Here is a 14,213-nt window from a genome sequence, read left to right on the forward strand (position 1 = left end):
AAGCCATCGACGGCCATATATGTGACTCATGTCACGCTAATTTTGGACGCTCACCCCACCAGGAACCGGACGCAGACCGCGCTTTGGCCGCACGCGGCTCGCCCGGAAAAGTGACACAACTCACACTTCACGCGTTTACGCGACGACTTGTCGTCTGTTGTCCGCTAGTTTTGCGGAGATAAGTACAAATGCGACGAATGCCGGGAGGGGCTAGATGCGCATTGGGATAGTCGTCGATTCGGCGTGCGACCTGCCGCTGGAGTACCTGGAACAACACAACATCGTGATCCTGCCGATCACGGTGCGCATCGGCGAAGCCGTGCTCGCGGACCATCGCGACGAGCAGGCGACGCTGAGCTTCCTGCACGCGCACGTGGCCGAGCGCGGCCACGAGGCGGAAACCACGCCGTTCACCGTCAACCAGATCCGCGACCTGTTCCTGGGCCGCCTGGTGATCGACTACGACCACGTCTTCTGCATGACGATCACCAAGACGCGCTCGCCGATCCACGAGAACGCGATGCAGGCCAGCTTCGCCATCCTCAACGATTACAAGCCGGTGCGTCAGGCCGCGGGCCACAACTCGCCGTTCGCGCTGCGCGTGATCGACACGCAGAACCTCTTCGCCGCGCAGGGCATCACCGCGGTGGAGGCGGTGCGCATGCGCGACGCCGGCGCCAGCGTGCAGCAGATCCGCGTGCGCCTGGAGGAACTGGCCAACAACACGCACGGCTACATGATCCCGCGCGACCTGTATTACCTGCGCAACCGCGCGCGCACCAAGGGCGACCGCAGCGTCGGCCTGCTCAGCGCCGCGCTGGGCAGCGCGCTTGACATCAAGCCGGTGCTGTACGGCCACGCCGGCAACACCGAGCCCGTCGCCAAGATCAAGGGCTTCGAGAACGCGGTGGAACAGATGTTCAAGTTCGCCGGCAACCGGGTGATGGCCGGCCTGATGACGCCGACCCTGTGCCTGAGCTACGGCGGCGAACTGTCGGAACTGCGCGCCCTGCCCGGCTACCAGCGCCTGCGCGACATCTGCGACAACAACAAGGTCGAGGTGTTCGAAAGCGTGATGAGCCTGACCGGCATGGTCAATGTCGGCAAGGGCGCCGTGGTCGCCGCCTTCGCCGCGCCGCCGGCGCCCTTCAAGGTGGCATAACGGCGGGCTAACGCGTCTTGCACGACGCTATGCCCCACGTTTCCACCGGGGGTGCCATGGCCGTCCGTTACTACATCAGCCTGCCGGATCCCGGCCGCGCGCGCGGCGGCGATCCGGCTTTCAGTTTCGATGCGCATGGCGCGGAGGAATTCGCCGCCCAGTTGCAACAGGCGTTGCGCACCCGCCACCTGTTCGACCGCTGGCGTGCGCGGCAGGAAGAACCCGATGAAGTCGATCCCGGCCTCGGCGTGGTGGACGAAGGCGCCACGGTCCGTGGCCAGCAGGACGACCTGAGCATCCTGCTGGTGGCGACCTCGTCGATACCGGGCCACGTGCTCAAGCATCGCCTGCGCCTGCTGGCGGGAAGTGCATGGGAACTGCGCGATGTCTCGGCCGCGTGATCCGCGGCATCGGCACGGCATCGCGACGGCCTGATGACGGAACGCCTTCCCGTCCTGCTCGCCTGGAGCGGCGGCAAGGATGCCGCATGGACGCTGCACACCCTGCGCCGGCGCGATGACGTCCAGGTGGTCGGCCTGCTGACCACGATCACCCGCGAGTACGATCGCGTGTCCATGCAGGGAATACGCCGCACGGTGCTGCACGCCCAGGCGCAGGCGACCGGCCTGCCCCTGATCGAGGCGACGATTCCCGCAAACTGCATCAACGACGACTACGAGCGGGCGATGGCGGCCGCGCTGGCGGACGCCGCCCGCCGCTGGCCGACGCTGCGCACGGTCGCGTTCGGCGACCTGTTCCTGGACGACATCCGCGCCTACCGGGTGCGGAACCTGGCGAAGATCGGCTGGGACGTGATGACGCCGCTGTTCGGTGCGGATACCGGCGTACTGGCGCGGGAGATGATCGCTGGCGGGCTTCGTGCCCGGCTGTGCTGCGTGGATACGCAGCAACTCGACATCGCGTTCGGCGGCCGCGCCTTCGACGAGACGCTGTTGCGCGATCTGCCCGCGGAGGTCGATCCCTGCGGCGAGAACGGCGAGTTCCACACCTGCGTCTCGGCCGGCCCGATGTTCGACGCGCCGCTTGCGCTGCTACAGGGCGACACCGGACTGCGCGATGGGCGCTTCGCGTTCACCGACTTCGAGCTTGCGGATGCCTCGTAGGGTGGGCCTCGGCCCACCATCGCCATCCCGCACACACCGACGGCCAGGACGGCGGGCTTGAGCCTGCCCTACGCGCTCCAATGCCTTCGCGTGATGCGCGATGTACGCCACCCGCTTTTCCGTAGGGTGGGCCTTGGCCCACCATCGCCATCCCGCATACACCGACGACCAGGACGGCGGGCTTGAGCCCGCCCTACGCGCTCGAATGCCTTCGCGTGATGCGCGATGTCCTCGCCACCCGCTTCCGTAGGGTGGGCCTCGGCCCACCATCGCCATCCCGCATACACCGACGACCATGACGGCGGGTTTGCCCCCCTACGTGGTCAATGCTTTCGCGTGGTGCGCGATGTGTTCACCGATGAAGCTGGCGATGAAGTAGTAGCTGTGGTCGTAGCCGGGCTGCAGGCGCAGCGTCAGCGGATGGCCTGCAGCGTCGGCTGCAGCCTGCAACAGCGTCGGCTTCAGCTGCGTTTGCAGGAACTCGTCCGCATCGCCCTGGTCGACCAGCAACGGCAACCGTTCGGAGGCATTACGGATCAGTTCGACGGCGTCGTACTGCTTCCAGGCTTCGCGATCGTCGCCGAGATAGGCGCCGAATGCTTTCTCGCCCCACGGCACCTGCGATGGCGCCACGATCGGCGAAAACGCCGAGACGCTGCGGTAGCGACCGGGATTCTTCAGCGCGATCGTCAGCGCGCCGTGCCCGCCCATCGAGTGTCCGCTGATGCCTCGCGCATCGGTCACGGGGAAATTCGCTTCGATCAGCGCCGGCAGTTCGTCGACGAGGTAGTCGTACATGCGGTAGTGCGCCGCCCACGGTGCCTGCGTGGCGTTGACATAGAAGCCAGCCCCCTTGCCCAGGTCGTAGCCGTCGGCATCGGCGACATCATCGCCGCGCGGACTGGTATCCGGGGCGACCAGGATCACGCCGTGCTCGGCGGCGTAGCGCTGCGCGCCGGCCTTGGTGATGAAGTTCTGTTCCGTGCAGGTCAGGCCGGAGAGCCAGTACAGCACCGGCAGCTTCTGCGTTGCAGCTTGCGGCGGCAGATAGACGGCGAACCGCATGGTGCAGCCGAGGCTGCTGGATGCGTGTTCGTGGACGTCCTGCCAGCCGCCATGCATGGCGCGGTGTTCGATGCGTTGTAGTGTCATGGTGATTCCCGTGTTCCCTTCTCCCGCCGAGAAGGTGGCGCGAAGCGCCGGATGAGGGTTCGGCGAAATAGGGAGGGCTACTCGATGCGAAACGCTGCAGGAAGCGCGGCGTCCGACCATCGGGATGTCGCCGCACCCTCACCCCAACCCATCTCCCGGGGGGAGAGGGGCTCGAGCGTCAGTAATGCACCACGCTGCGGATCGACTTGCCTTCATGCATCAGGTCGAAGGCTTCGTTGATGCCGTCCAGCGGCATGGTGTGGGTCACGAACGGGGCGAGTTCGATATCGCCCTTCATCGCGTCCTCGACCATGCCCGGCAGCTGCGAGCGGCCCTTCACGCCGCCGAACGCGGTGCCCATCCACTTGCGGCCGGTCACCAGCTGGAACGGTCGCGTGCTGATCTCCTGGCCCGCACCGGCCACGCCGATGATCACGCTCTGCCCCCAGCCGCGGTGCGCGCATTCCAGCGCGGCACGCATGACGTTGACGTTGCCGATGCATTCGAACGAATGATCGACGCCCCATCCCGTCATCTCGACGACGACCTGCTGGATCGGCTTGTCGAAGTCCTTCGGATTGACGCAGTCGGTGGCGCCGAACTGCCGCGCCATCTCGAACTTGGACGGATTGGTGTCGATGGCGATGATGCGGCCGGCCTTGGCCTGGCGCGCGCCCTGGATCACCGCCAGGCCGATGCCGCCGAGGCCGAACACGGCGACCGAATCGCCCTCCTGCACCTTGGCGGTGTTGTGCACGGCACCGATGCCGGTGGTGACGCCGCAGCCGAGCAGGCAGACATGCTCCGGGTTCGCGTCGGGATTGATCTTCGCCAGCGACACCTCGGCGACGACGGTGTATTCGCTGAAGGTCGAGCAGCCCATGTAGTGGTACAGCGGCTGGCCCTCGTAGGAGAAGCGCGAGGTGCCGTCCGGCATCACGCCCTTGCCCTGGGTGGCGCGCACCGACGTGCACAGGTTGGTCTTGCCGCTCTTGCAGAACAGGCACTCGCCGCACTCGGCGGTGTACAACGGAATCACGTGGTCGCCCGGCTTCACGCTGGTCACGCCCTCGCCGACCTCGACCACGATGCCGGCGCCTTCATGGCCCAGCACGACGGGGAACAGGCCTTCCGGATCGTCGCCCGACAGCGTGAACGCATCGGTGTGGCAGACGCCGGTGTGGGTGATCTTCACCAGTACCTCGCCGGCTTTCGGCGGCGCGACGTCAATCTCGACGATCTTCAGCGGTTCGCCTGCGGCGAAGGCGACGGCGGCACGGGATTTCATGGGGAACTCCTGCTTGCTTGAGATAGGACTACTTGAGGTAAGAGCGGACCAGCGCGACGGCGGCGTCGATGCCGGCCTCGCGCTGTTCGGGGGTCGAAGCCGGATGCGCGAATTCCTCGCGCAGATGGCTTTCCAGGATCTCGGACATCAGTCCGTTGACCGCACCGCGCACCGCGGCGAGCTGCTGCAGCACCGGCGCGCAATCGGCACCGTCCTCCAGCGCGCGCTCCAGCGCATCCAGCTGTCCACGGATGCGTTTCACGCGCGTGAGCGCCTTCTTCTTGTCGGCAGGAGAGTGCGGCATGCCGTCGGGACCAGGATAGTGGGGGGCAGTATATTGGCGTTGCACCGCCGAAGCAAAATCGGGGCATCGCATCGGCCATCGTCGACGGTGCCCGCCCGTGCACTCGCGCCGCAACGCAGAGCTCTCATGATGGGTCCTGCACCCGTCAGGAGGCGGAGTCGCGCGCGTGGCGCACCCGTGGCTTGGCCGCGCGGATGAGACACTGACGCCCGTGAGCAGACGCCCGCCCAGCATCGACGGACTCGCCGCCAGCACCTTGCAGCTCCCGCCGGGGGCATGGACGACGGTGCTGGACTGTCTGTGCGCGCGGTTTCCCGCCGTGCCCCGCGCGCAATGGATCGAGCGGATGGCGCGCGGGCGCGTGCTGGACGACGCCGGCACACCGGTGGCGCCGGATACCGGATACCGCGTCGGCGTCGAGATCCATTACTACCGCGAAGTGGCACAGGAGCCGACGATCCCGTTCGACGAGGGCGTCGTGCATGCCGACGCCCATGTGCTGGTGGCCGACAAGCCCCACTTCCTTCCGGTAACGCCCGCCGGCCCCCACGTCCATGAAACCCTGCTGGCACGCCTGATCCGTCGTACCGGCAACCCCGCGTTGACGCCGCTGCACCGCATCGATCGCGATACGGCGGGGCTCGTACTGTTCTCGACCAATCCGGACAGCCGCGCACGCTACCAGGCACTGTTCCGTGAGCGGAGGATCGAAAAGTCGTACGAGGCGATCGCGCCGCCGTTGCCGGACCTTGCGTTTCCGTACACGCATGCCAGCCGCGTGGTCGCTGGCGAACCGTTTTTCCGGATGCAGGAAATGCCCGGACCGGCGAACAGCGAGACACGGATCGATGTCATCGCGCGCCAAGAGGGACGCTGGCACTACGCGCTCACGCCGGTCACTGGACGGAAACACCAACTGCGCGTGCACATGGCCGCGCTGGGTGCACCGATCGCCAACGACCCGATCTATCCAGCAGCGCGGCACCGCGCCGCAGGCGACTACTCGGCCCCGCTCCAACTGCTCGCCAGGACGCTCAGGTTCATCGACCCCCTCGACGGCACCGAGCGAAACTTCTCGAGCGACTTCCATCTGCGGACGTAGAGGGTGTGGCACTCGACCCCTTTGCCTGCAACAGCGGACGATCCAGACGAGGAAGGGCCCCTTCCGGGGCCCTTCCGATAGCAGCCTCGATGAGGATCAGAACCGGTAGCTCAGGCCCAGGTTCACGCCGCGACCATACCGGTAGTAGCCCTGCGACAGCAGCGGATTGCCGTTGATGCTGTAGGTCTGTGCTTCGTCCAGCAGGTTCCGGCCTTCCAGCGACAGGCTGAAGCGGTCGTTGAAGCGGTACGACACATGCGCGGTCAGCCAGGTGATCGCATCGGCCTGTTCGTTGTAGCCCTCGCCCAGCACGTTGATGGCGGTGACGAAGCCATCGGTGCGGTCGGCGGTGGCGCCCAGCGACCACGGACCCTTCTCGTACATCAGCCCCAGCGAATAGACCGACGGGGCGATGCCTTCCAGCGGACGCTCCTGGTCGCCGACGAAGCTCTTCGACCAGTTGCGCGTGTACTGCGCACGGAAGCCGAAGCCGTTCTCCCAGAAGTGCTGCAGCCCGGCCTCGATGCCGCGGACCTTGGCGTAGTCGCCGTTGATCGGGCGCATCACGTTGAACAGGGTCGGACCGGTGGTGATCGGATTACCGTCGGCGTCGACGATGGGGCCGACGCCGATGTCCTGGCCCGGCTCCCAGCTGGTGGTCAGCTGGTTCTCGATGCGCTTGTAGAACACGGCCACGTTGAAGATCGAGTTCTCGCTGAAGTACCACTCCAGCGACACGTCGCCCTGCTTGGCTTCGTACGGCTTCAGGTCGACGTTGCCGCCATAGATCTGGGTGAACTCGCCCCACGACACGCTCGCGGTGGTGTTGGTCGGTGCCAGCTTGTCGACCGGCGGGCGCGCCATCGTCTTGGCCGCGCCGAGGCGCAGCTGCAGGTCGTCGGTGAAGCGCCAGGTGAAGTTGCCGGCCGGCAGCACGTAGCTGTAGTCGCCGTCCTGGCGGATCGCCGTGGGTTCGGCGTAGTTGGCGGTGTAGTTGAACGCGCCGTTCTCGGTGATGCTGAGGATCGGCGCATCCCAGGCTTCCGCGGTGGTCCGCGTCTTGACGAAGCGCACGCCGACGTCGGCGCTCCAGCGCTCACCGGAGAAGTCCGCCTGCACGTAGGCGGCCTTGGTGTCCTCGCTGACGCGGTAGCTTTCCAGCGGATTCCACTGCGGCGCCGCATTGGCGAAATCGTAGGTGCCGCCGCCGGGGCGCGCGTTGCCGTTGTAGGCCGCCAGCTGGTTGAGGTAGTTCGGCACGTCGAAGGCGAGGAACGTGCGCGGGAAGTCCGCATTCACGCCGCGCATGAAGTTCGGCAGCGTGAACGAGTGCGACAGCACGTTGCCGCCCAGCGCGCCGACGTTGATCGCGTTGTCGCCGGAGTAGTAGTCGGCGCCGCCGTTGAGCGTGTTGTTGATCAGGTCGCGGGTCTTCTTGCGATCCGTGGCGGTGACGCCGAAATGCAGGTCGTCCATCGCGAACCGGCCGACGTACCACTTGCCGCCGAGAGTGCCACCGGTGATCTCGTCGACGATGTTGTCGCCGCGCAGTTCCATGTAGTGGGTGTTGAAGTCCGAACCGCCGAACTGCCCGTTGGCCAGGCCGTTCGCCAGCTGGCGGCCGTCGTCGAAGAGGGCGGTGACGTTGGGCACGGCGCCGCCGCTCAGTTCGATGCGGGCGACGTTGGGCTGGTTCATGCGCAGGACCACGTAGGTGTCCTGGCCACCGGAGTAGCGCTTCGAGGTCGAGCGATAGACGTCGCCGGTCAGGGTCAGGTCGTCGCTGACCTTCCACTCGGCGTTGGCGCCGTAAAGATCGGTGTCGACCACCCGGTGCTCGGTCATGTTGAGCAGTTCCGGGTTCAGGCGCATTTCCGGATCGGGGTTGTCCATCGTGAAGCCAGTGACGATGCCGTTCTGGATCGTCATGTCGGACCAGCGGCCCGGCGCGAACAGCGGGTAGTACGACTGCTGGTAGCCGACCTGCGGCGAGTCCAGGCGCGTCTTCAGTCCGTCCAGCGTCAGCTTGAAGCTGTTGCTGGGGCGCCATTCGATCTTCGCCGACAGCGCGCGGCGCTTCTTCTCTTCCAGGATGGAGCCGACGCGGAACTGGCCGGGCGCGATGAGGCCGTACTCGTCCTCATCCAGCTCGCCGTTGCCGTTGGGGTCGATGGCGCCGCCCCAGGTGTTGCCCCACAGCCAGCTTTCGTCGTTCGGGTCCGCGTTGCGGCTCCAGCCGCCGTCGTTGCCGGCGATGTCGGTGCGGTCCTTGCGCTTGCCGTACACCACGCCGAGCAGCACGCCCAGCGTGTTGTCGGCGAACAGGTTGCTGTAGGTCGCGGAGAACTTGTGCCCGTCGAGTTCGGACATCTGGTTGCGGTCGCCCTCAAGGCGGATCACGCCCTGCTGCCCGTCCTGGTCGAACGGACTGGCCGAACGCAGGTTGATCAGGCCGCCGATCGCGCCCTCGGACAAGGAGGCCTGCGCGCCCTTGACGACGTCGGCGCCGCTGATCACGTCGGCCGGCAGCACGTCGTACGCGAAGTCGCGGCCCGCGCCGTCGGTGGCGAGGATGCGGCCATTGAAGGTCGTGAGCGTGTACTCCGGGCCCAGGCCGCGGACGCTGACCTTCTGGCCCTCGCCGCCGGCGGTGCGCGAGATGGACACGCCGGTGATATGGCTCAGCGAATCGGCGACGTTGTCGTCGGGGAACTTGCCCAGTTCCAGCGCGCTGATCGAATCCTGGACCGTGCCGGACTCGCGCTTCAGTTCGATGGCACGCGCCATGCTGCCGCGCACGCCGGTGACGACCACGGTATCCAGGGTCGCGGGATCGCCCTGGCTCTCCTGCCCCGCCGGCGCCGGGTCCGCGCTCGCGGCCTCCGCCTGCTGGGCCAACGCGCCGACCGGCACGCTCAGAGCCAGGGCCACACTACAAAAGAGCAAGTTCCGGTGCAGCCGCGCGGTCTTCATGGGTCTCTCCTCAGAAGGTGGCAGTTATGTTACGCAACCAAACGAAACCGAGCCTATAACATGTTTCGTTTTGTATCAATAGCGAAATGTAACGAAATAATCCATACTGATCGCGCTACAAGGAGGTCCCATGTCCGTCACCCGTGATACCAGCCAACGCCGCCTGCAGATCAGCGAGCTCGTGCGCCAGCACGGCAGCGTCCAGGTGGCCACGCTCGCCCGCCGGTTCGGGGTGAGCATGCAGACCGTGCGCAAGGACCTGCGCTACCTGGCCGAGCGCGGCGTGATGGCCCGGGCCTACGGCGGCGCGATCGACAGCAGCGTGGTCGGCACCGGCACGACGCCCAGCAGCGAGCCCCACTACGAAGCCAAGCGCACCTCCCATCTGGACGAGAAGCGTCGCATCGGCCAGCGTGCCGCCGCCCTGGTGAAGGCCGGCGACACCATCGCCATCGACTCCGGCACCACCGCCATCCAGTTGGCGGAGTCGCTGCCGAACATCGACGTGACCGTGGTCACCAACGACTTCGGCGTGCTCGGCGCGCTGGCGCCCAAGAACAACATCAACATCGTCATGCTGGGCGGCGAACTGCGCCGCAAGAACATGGCCTTCTACGGCGGCCTGACCGTCGAGGCGCTGGACGCGCTGCACGTGGACATGCTGTTCCTCGGCGTGGACGGCCTGGACCTGGAGCGCGGCATCACCACGCACTACGAACCGGAAGCCATGCTCAACCGCAAGATGGTGGAAGCGGCGCGCGTGGTGGTTGCGATCACCGACAGTTCCAAGTTCGGCAAGATCTGCCTGCACCGCATCGTGCCGGTCGGCGACCTCGACGTGCTGATCACCGACCGCGGCGCGCCGAACGACATCGTCCTGGCGGCCGAACAGCTCGGCCTCGATCTCATCCTCGCCTAGTCGCGCGCGGCGGTGCCGAACACGCGCACCGCATTGCGGTAGTACACCTTGTCGATGACCTCGCGCGGCAGCGCCAGCCCGGGCACGTCGGCATCGAGCGTGTCCACGCGCTGGCTTTCCCCCGTCGCCAGATAGCGCCAGTCCGCGGTCCAGACGTCATGTGCGGAACGGCGGAACTCGGCCGGATCGCTGTCGGGATTGACGGTCAGGTCGGTGCCGTACAGCAGGCGATCCTGGTAACGGATGAAGAACGCGCGCACCTTCCCGCGGTCCCGCAGCGACTGGTACTGCACCTGGCTCATGCGCGCCGCCAGATCGACACTCGCGTCTGGAAACCGGTCGAGGAACGCCCCCAGCCGATCGACGTCGTACTCCAGGCTGCCCATGTGCGCGCCGACGAAGCGCAGGCCCGGATGCGCCGCGACGAAGCGGTCGCGGGTGGCGATCTGGTCGTCGTAGCTGGGCTGATCCGGATGCAGGTACATGTGGTACTGCGGATGGTTGCGGAAGTACTCGCGGTCGTTGTCCGTGGTCATCTGCTCCAGCGGCAGCCAGCAGTTGTGCGGCTCGCCCTGGTGGCCGATCAGCACCAGGTCCAGCGCGCGCACCTGTTCCGCGACCGGCGACAACCCGGGATGGTCGAGCATGATCAGGCGGCCGTCGGCGTCCTTCTCGATCATGCCGACGTTCTTCCAGATCTTCACCGCGCGCGCACCCTCGGATTTCGCCTGGGCCAGGCCGGCGTTGACGCGGTCTGCCCAGCCGGGCTGCCCGAAGCCGTCCATCGAGAACGTCGCCGCCCAGTGCAGCCGCGCGGGATCGGCCTTGGCCAGTGCCGTCGCCGCCGCATGCTGGTCGGCGATGCTGGGGAAATCGGGGTAGTCGACGTTGATCGACATCAGTTCGAACCCGTCCTGGCGCGCCTGCTCGAGGAAAGCCGGGTCGTCGACATTCGCGTGCACATGCGCGTCGAACTTGGGAACGCGTGCGAAATCGTCCATGCCGTAGGGAACCGAAGCCGCCTGTACCGGGCCGCTTGCGGACCCGCCCAGCACGACCGCCAGGACCACCCCCTGCCACGCCTTGCGCATACGCCACCTGTGATGTAACGAAACCTAAAACGAAACATATCGCAACAAAAGTGTTGCATCAACCGTCCGGCCTCGCGCACAATCGGTCGCACCTCAACCGGAATGCCGCCCATGCCACCCATTGGTCGCCGCACCGTCTTGAAGCTTGCCGTCGGCAGCGCCGCCCTGGCCGCCCTGCCCTGGACGCCGGGCCGTGCCCTGGCCGCCGGCAGCGCCGCCATGACGGCCCAGGATGCCCTGCTGTCGCTGACGTTCGACCGCGCACTGCGCACGCGTGTCGCCTACAAGGGCAAGACGCTGACCCCGTTCGAGGCCAGTGAAGTGTTGCTGCTGAAGGACGGCAGCGCCATCGATACCTATGCGTTCAGTGGCGAGGAGCGCCAGCCGGTGAGCGACGCGCGCCATGGCGCCGGCCTGCGCCACGTCTTCACCGGCGTGTCGAAGCAGGGCATCGAGAAACAGGTCGCCGTGACCTTCTTCGAACAGTCCCCGGGCCTGGCCCTGATGCAGGTGCGCTACCGCAACACCGGCACGCAACCGGTCGACGTGGCCGGCTGGCGGTCGGCGGCGCATGAACTGGCGAATGCGCCGGGCGGCTTCTGGAGCTTCTCCGGCACCACGCACGAAGACCGCCGCGACTGGGTGCAGCCGCTGGGCGACAACTTCGACCAGCGCAACACGCTGGGCATGGACGCGTCGGACTACGGCGGCGGCACGCCGGTCGCCAATGTCTGGCGGCGCGACGTCGGCCTGGCCGTCGGCCATGTCGAGCCGGTGCCGCGCGCGCTCGACCTGCCCGTGCGCAAGACCGGCAAGGGCGCGCGCATCGCCGTGGAAGGCGTGCAGGCCATCACCCTCGCGCCCGGCCAGGCGCTGGCCACCGAACGCACGTTCCTGTGCGCGCACACCGGCGATCACTTCGCCCCGCTCGCCCTCTACCGCGACTTCATGAAGGCCGAAGGCATCGCCGCGCCGCAGGCGCCGGCGTCCGCCTTCGAGCCCACCTGGTGCGCGTGGGGCTACGAGCGCGACTTCACCGTCGCGCAGATCCTGGCCACGCTGCCGAAGGTGCGCGAGGTCGGCTTCCAGTGGGCCGTGCTCGACGACGGCTGGCAGACCAACGAAGGCGACTGGCAGATCGACCGGAAGAAGTTTCCGCGCGGCGATGCCGACATGCGCGACTTCGTGAAGGCCGTGCGCGCCCAGGGCCTGCGCCCGCGCCTGTGGCTGGCGCCGCTGGCCGCCGATCCCGGCAGCGAGATCCTCTACAAGCACAGCGACATGCTGCTGCTGGACGAATACGGCTCCTTCCAGAAGGTCAGCTGGTGGAACGCGCTGACCCAGTGCCCCGCCTACCAGCCGACCATCGACTACTACGTGGCGCTGGTGAAGAAGGCCATCGGCGACTGGGGCTTCGAGGGCATCAAGCTGGACGGCCAGCACCTCAACGCGGTCGCGCCCTGCTACAACCCCGCCCACAAGCACGCCAGTCCGACCGACTCCTGCGAGAAGCTGCCCGACTTCTGGAACGCGATCTACAAGGCCGCGCACGATGCCAATCCGGATGCGGTGGTCGAACTTTGCCCGTGCGGTACCGCGTTCGCCTTCCACAACCTGCCGGCGACGGACCAGTTCCCGTCGTCGGATCCGCTGTCGTCGTGGCAGGTGCGCAGCAAGGGCAAGAGCGTCAAGGCGCTGATGGGCCGCGGCAGCAGCTATGCCGGCGACCATGTGGAACTGGCCGACGGCCGCGACGATTTCGCCTCCAGCGTCGGCATCGGCGCGGTGATCTCGTCCAAGTTCACCTGGCCGCGCGATACCGAGAACCCGACCGCACCCCTGCCGGAAGGCGGCTACGTGCTGACGCCGGAGAAGGAAGTGCTGTGGAAGAAGTGGGTCGCGCTGTACCGCGACCACATGCTGCCGCTGGGCGACTACCGCGGCGAGCTGTACGACATCGGCTTCGACGCGCCCGAGACGCACGCCATCGCCAAGGACGGGGCGATGTACTACGCCTTCTATGCGAAGGACTGGAACGGCACGCTGGAACTGCGCGGACTCGGTGAAGGCCGCTACCGCGTGCGCGACCTGTTCAACGGCACCGACCTCGGCAGCGTCGATGCGAAGGCGAACACGCTGCGCGCCGGCTTCACCCGCTTCCTGCTGCTGCAGGCCACGCCGGAGGCGGCCGCATGAGCGCCGTCGTCGCGGCGCCGCGCCGCCGCTGGCTGGCCTATGCCCTGACCACGGTCGCGCTGTGGGGCGTGTGGGGCGCACTGGCGGGCCTGTCGGCGCAGCGCGGCTTTCCCGACACGCTGGTGTACTGCGTATGGGCGCTGACGATGGTGCCGCCTGCGTTGTTCATCCTGTGGCGCACCGGCTGGCAGCTCGACCGCTCGCCGCGCGCCATTGCCTATGGCCTGGCGATCGGCCTGCTCGGCGCGGGCGGGCAGATGCTGCTGTTCAAGGCGCTGACCATCGGGCCGGCGTATTTCATCTTCCCGATCATCTCGCTGTCGCCGGTCATCACCATCGTGCTGTCGTTCGCGCTGCTGCGCGAGCGCACCGGCTGGATGGGCGCGCTGGGCATCGTGCTGGCGCTGGTCGCGCTGCCGCTGCTCGACCTGTCGTTCGGCGGCGGCACCCAGGGGCTGGGCTGGTTCGCGCTGGCGCTGATCATCATGGCGGCGTGGGGCATCCAGGCCTACTTCATGAAGCTGGCCAACCACACGGTCAGCGCCGAAAGCATCTTCTTCTACATGATGGTCGGCGCGTTGCTGCTGGCGCCGGTGGCGTGGGCGATGACCGACTGGCGCCAGCCGATCAACACCGGCCTGGACGGTCCGTGGATGACCGCGGCGATCCAGGTGCTGAACGCGGTCGGCGCGCTGATGCTGGTGTATGCCTTCCGCTACGGCAAGGCGATCGTCGTCGCGCCGCTGACCAATGCCGGCGCACCGCTGGTGACCGCGGTGCTGTCGCTGGTGTTCGCCAGCGTGGTGCCCGGGCCGCTGAAGATGGTCGGCCTGGTGCTGGCCCTGATCGCCTCGCTGCTGCTGGTACTGGAACCCGAACGCCCCGCCCCGCACGACGCCTGA

At 67.2% G+C, this 14,213-nt stretch carries 12 protein-coding genes; 7 read left to right on the forward strand and 5 right to left on the reverse strand.

The window, feature by feature from the left end:
• Window positions 1-214: 214 nt before the first annotated feature.
• From CSC78_RS00285 to CSC78_RS00295, 3 genes are read left to right on the forward strand one after another with little or no spacing between them, the layout of a single operon-like run.
• Window positions 215-1,162, forward strand: a complete 948-nt coding sequence (locus CSC78_RS00285) for a DegV family protein (RefSeq protein ID WP_162335909.1) — start codon at window positions 215-217, stop codon at window positions 1,160-1,162.
• A 56-nt stretch (window positions 1,163-1,218) separates the two neighbouring features.
• On the forward strand, window positions 1,219-1,563 hold the full coding sequence (locus tag CSC78_RS00290) for a hypothetical protein (RefSeq protein ID WP_162335910.1): 345 nt from the start codon (window positions 1,219-1,221) through the stop codon (window positions 1,561-1,563).
• 33 nt (window positions 1,564-1,596) lie between these two features.
• Entirely contained in the window at window positions 1,597-2,286 is a 690-nt protein-coding gene (locus CSC78_RS00295) for a Dph6-related ATP pyrophosphatase (protein ID WP_162335911.1), read from the forward strand.
• A gap of 315 nt (window positions 2,287-2,601) precedes the next feature.
• Here CSC78_RS00295 and fghA read toward each other — a convergent pair whose 3' ends face one another.
• The 3 genes from fghA to frmR form a co-directional block, all read right to left on the reverse strand.
• Window positions 2,602-3,438, reverse strand: a complete 837-nt coding sequence (fghA, locus tag CSC78_RS00300) for an S-formylglutathione hydrolase (RefSeq protein WP_162335912.1) — start codon at window positions 3,436-3,438, stop codon at window positions 2,602-2,604.
• 178 nt (window positions 3,439-3,616) lie between these two features.
• On the reverse strand, window positions 3,617-4,726 hold the full coding sequence (locus CSC78_RS00305; protein WP_162335913.1) for an S-(hydroxymethyl)glutathione dehydrogenase/class III alcohol dehydrogenase: 1,110 nt from the start codon (window positions 4,724-4,726) through the stop codon (window positions 3,617-3,619).
• A gap of 28 nt (window positions 4,727-4,754) precedes the next feature.
• The gene (gene frmR / locus CSC78_RS00310; RefSeq protein ID WP_162335914.1) at window positions 4,755-5,030 is read right to left on the reverse strand and encodes a formaldehyde-responsive transcriptional repressor FrmR; all 276 of its coding nucleotides are present in this window, start codon (window positions 5,028-5,030) and stop codon (window positions 4,755-4,757) included.
• Window positions 5,031-5,391: 361 nt separating this feature from the next.
• Between frmR and CSC78_RS00315 the strand changes: the two genes are divergently transcribed.
• On the forward strand, window positions 5,392-6,132 hold the full coding sequence (locus CSC78_RS00315) for a pseudouridine synthase (RefSeq protein WP_238391114.1): 741 nt from the start codon (window positions 5,392-5,394) through the stop codon (window positions 6,130-6,132).
• Between the two features lie 96 nt (window positions 6,133-6,228).
• Here CSC78_RS00315 and CSC78_RS00320 read toward each other — a convergent pair whose 3' ends face one another.
• On the reverse strand, window positions 6,229-9,105 hold the full coding sequence (locus CSC78_RS00320) for a TonB-dependent receptor (protein ID WP_162335916.1): 2,877 nt from the start codon (window positions 9,103-9,105) through the stop codon (window positions 6,229-6,231).
• 130 nt (window positions 9,106-9,235) lie between these two features.
• On the opposite strand from CSC78_RS00320, the gene CSC78_RS00325 reads away from it, so the two are divergent.
• Complete coding sequence (locus tag CSC78_RS00325) at window positions 9,236-10,024, forward strand: DeoR/GlpR family DNA-binding transcription regulator (protein ID WP_162335917.1); 789 nt, start codon at window positions 9,236-9,238, stop codon at window positions 10,022-10,024.
• Here the strand turns inward: CSC78_RS00325 and CSC78_RS00330 are convergent.
• Entirely contained in the window at window positions 10,021-11,115 is a 1,095-nt protein-coding gene (locus CSC78_RS00330) for an amidohydrolase family protein (protein ID WP_162335918.1), read from the reverse strand. The genes CSC78_RS00325 and CSC78_RS00330 overlap by 4 nt on opposite strands.
• 111 nt (window positions 11,116-11,226) lie before the next feature.
• On the opposite strand from CSC78_RS00330, the gene CSC78_RS00335 reads away from it, so the two are divergent.
• Both CSC78_RS00335 and CSC78_RS00340 read left to right on the forward strand, forming a co-directional pair.
• Entirely contained in the window at window positions 11,227-13,311 is a 2,085-nt protein-coding gene (locus tag CSC78_RS00335; protein ID WP_162335919.1) for a glycoside hydrolase family 36 protein, read from the forward strand.
• The gene (locus CSC78_RS00340) at window positions 13,308-14,213 is read left to right on the forward strand and encodes a DMT family transporter (RefSeq protein ID WP_162335920.1); all 906 of its coding nucleotides are present in this window, start codon (window positions 13,308-13,310) and stop codon (window positions 14,211-14,213) included. Before CSC78_RS00335 ends, CSC78_RS00340 begins: the two co-directional genes overlap by 4 nt.

This window comes from Pseudoxanthomonas japonensis, assembly GCF_010093445.1.
Lineage (GTDB): Bacteria > Pseudomonadota > Gammaproteobacteria > Xanthomonadales > Xanthomonadaceae > Pseudoxanthomonas_A > Pseudoxanthomonas_A japonensis.

Bases quoted from the DNA above. Each gene is read 5' to 3' on its own strand.
- CSC78_RS00285 (WP_162335909.1), top strand. From the start codon at position 215: ATGCGCATTGGGATAGTCGTCGATTCGGCGTGCGACCTGCCGCTGGAG.
- CSC78_RS00290 (WP_162335910.1), top strand. From the start codon at position 1,219: ATGGCCGTCCGTTACTACATCAGCCTGCCGGATCCCGGCCGCGCGCGC.
- CSC78_RS00295 (WP_162335911.1), top strand. From the start codon at position 1,597: ATGACGGAACGCCTTCCCGTCCTGCTCGCCTGGAGCGGCGGCAAGGAT.
- fghA (WP_162335912.1), bottom strand. From the start codon at position 3,438: ATGACACTACAACGCATCGAACACCGCGCCATGCATGGCGGCTGGCAG.
- CSC78_RS00305 (WP_162335913.1), bottom strand. From the start codon at position 4,726: ATGAAATCCCGTGCCGCCGTCGCCTTCGCCGCAGGCGAACCGCTGAAG.
- frmR (WP_162335914.1), bottom strand. From the start codon at position 5,030: ATGCCGCACTCTCCTGCCGACAAGAAGAAGGCGCTCACGCGCGTGAAA.
- CSC78_RS00320 (WP_162335916.1), bottom strand. From the start codon at position 9,105: ATGAAGACCGCGCGGCTGCACCGGAACTTGCTCTTTTGTAGTGTGGCC.
- CSC78_RS00325 (WP_162335917.1), top strand. From the start codon at position 9,236: ATGTCCGTCACCCGTGATACCAGCCAACGCCGCCTGCAGATCAGCGAG.
- CSC78_RS00330 (WP_162335918.1), bottom strand. From the start codon at position 11,115: ATGCGCAAGGCGTGGCAGGGGGTGGTCCTGGCGGTCGTGCTGGGCGGG.
- CSC78_RS00335 (WP_162335919.1), top strand. From the start codon at position 11,227: ATGCCACCCATTGGTCGCCGCACCGTCTTGAAGCTTGCCGTCGGCAGC.
- CSC78_RS00340 (WP_162335920.1), top strand. From the start codon at position 13,308: ATGAGCGCCGTCGTCGCGGCGCCGCGCCGCCGCTGGCTGGCCTATGCC.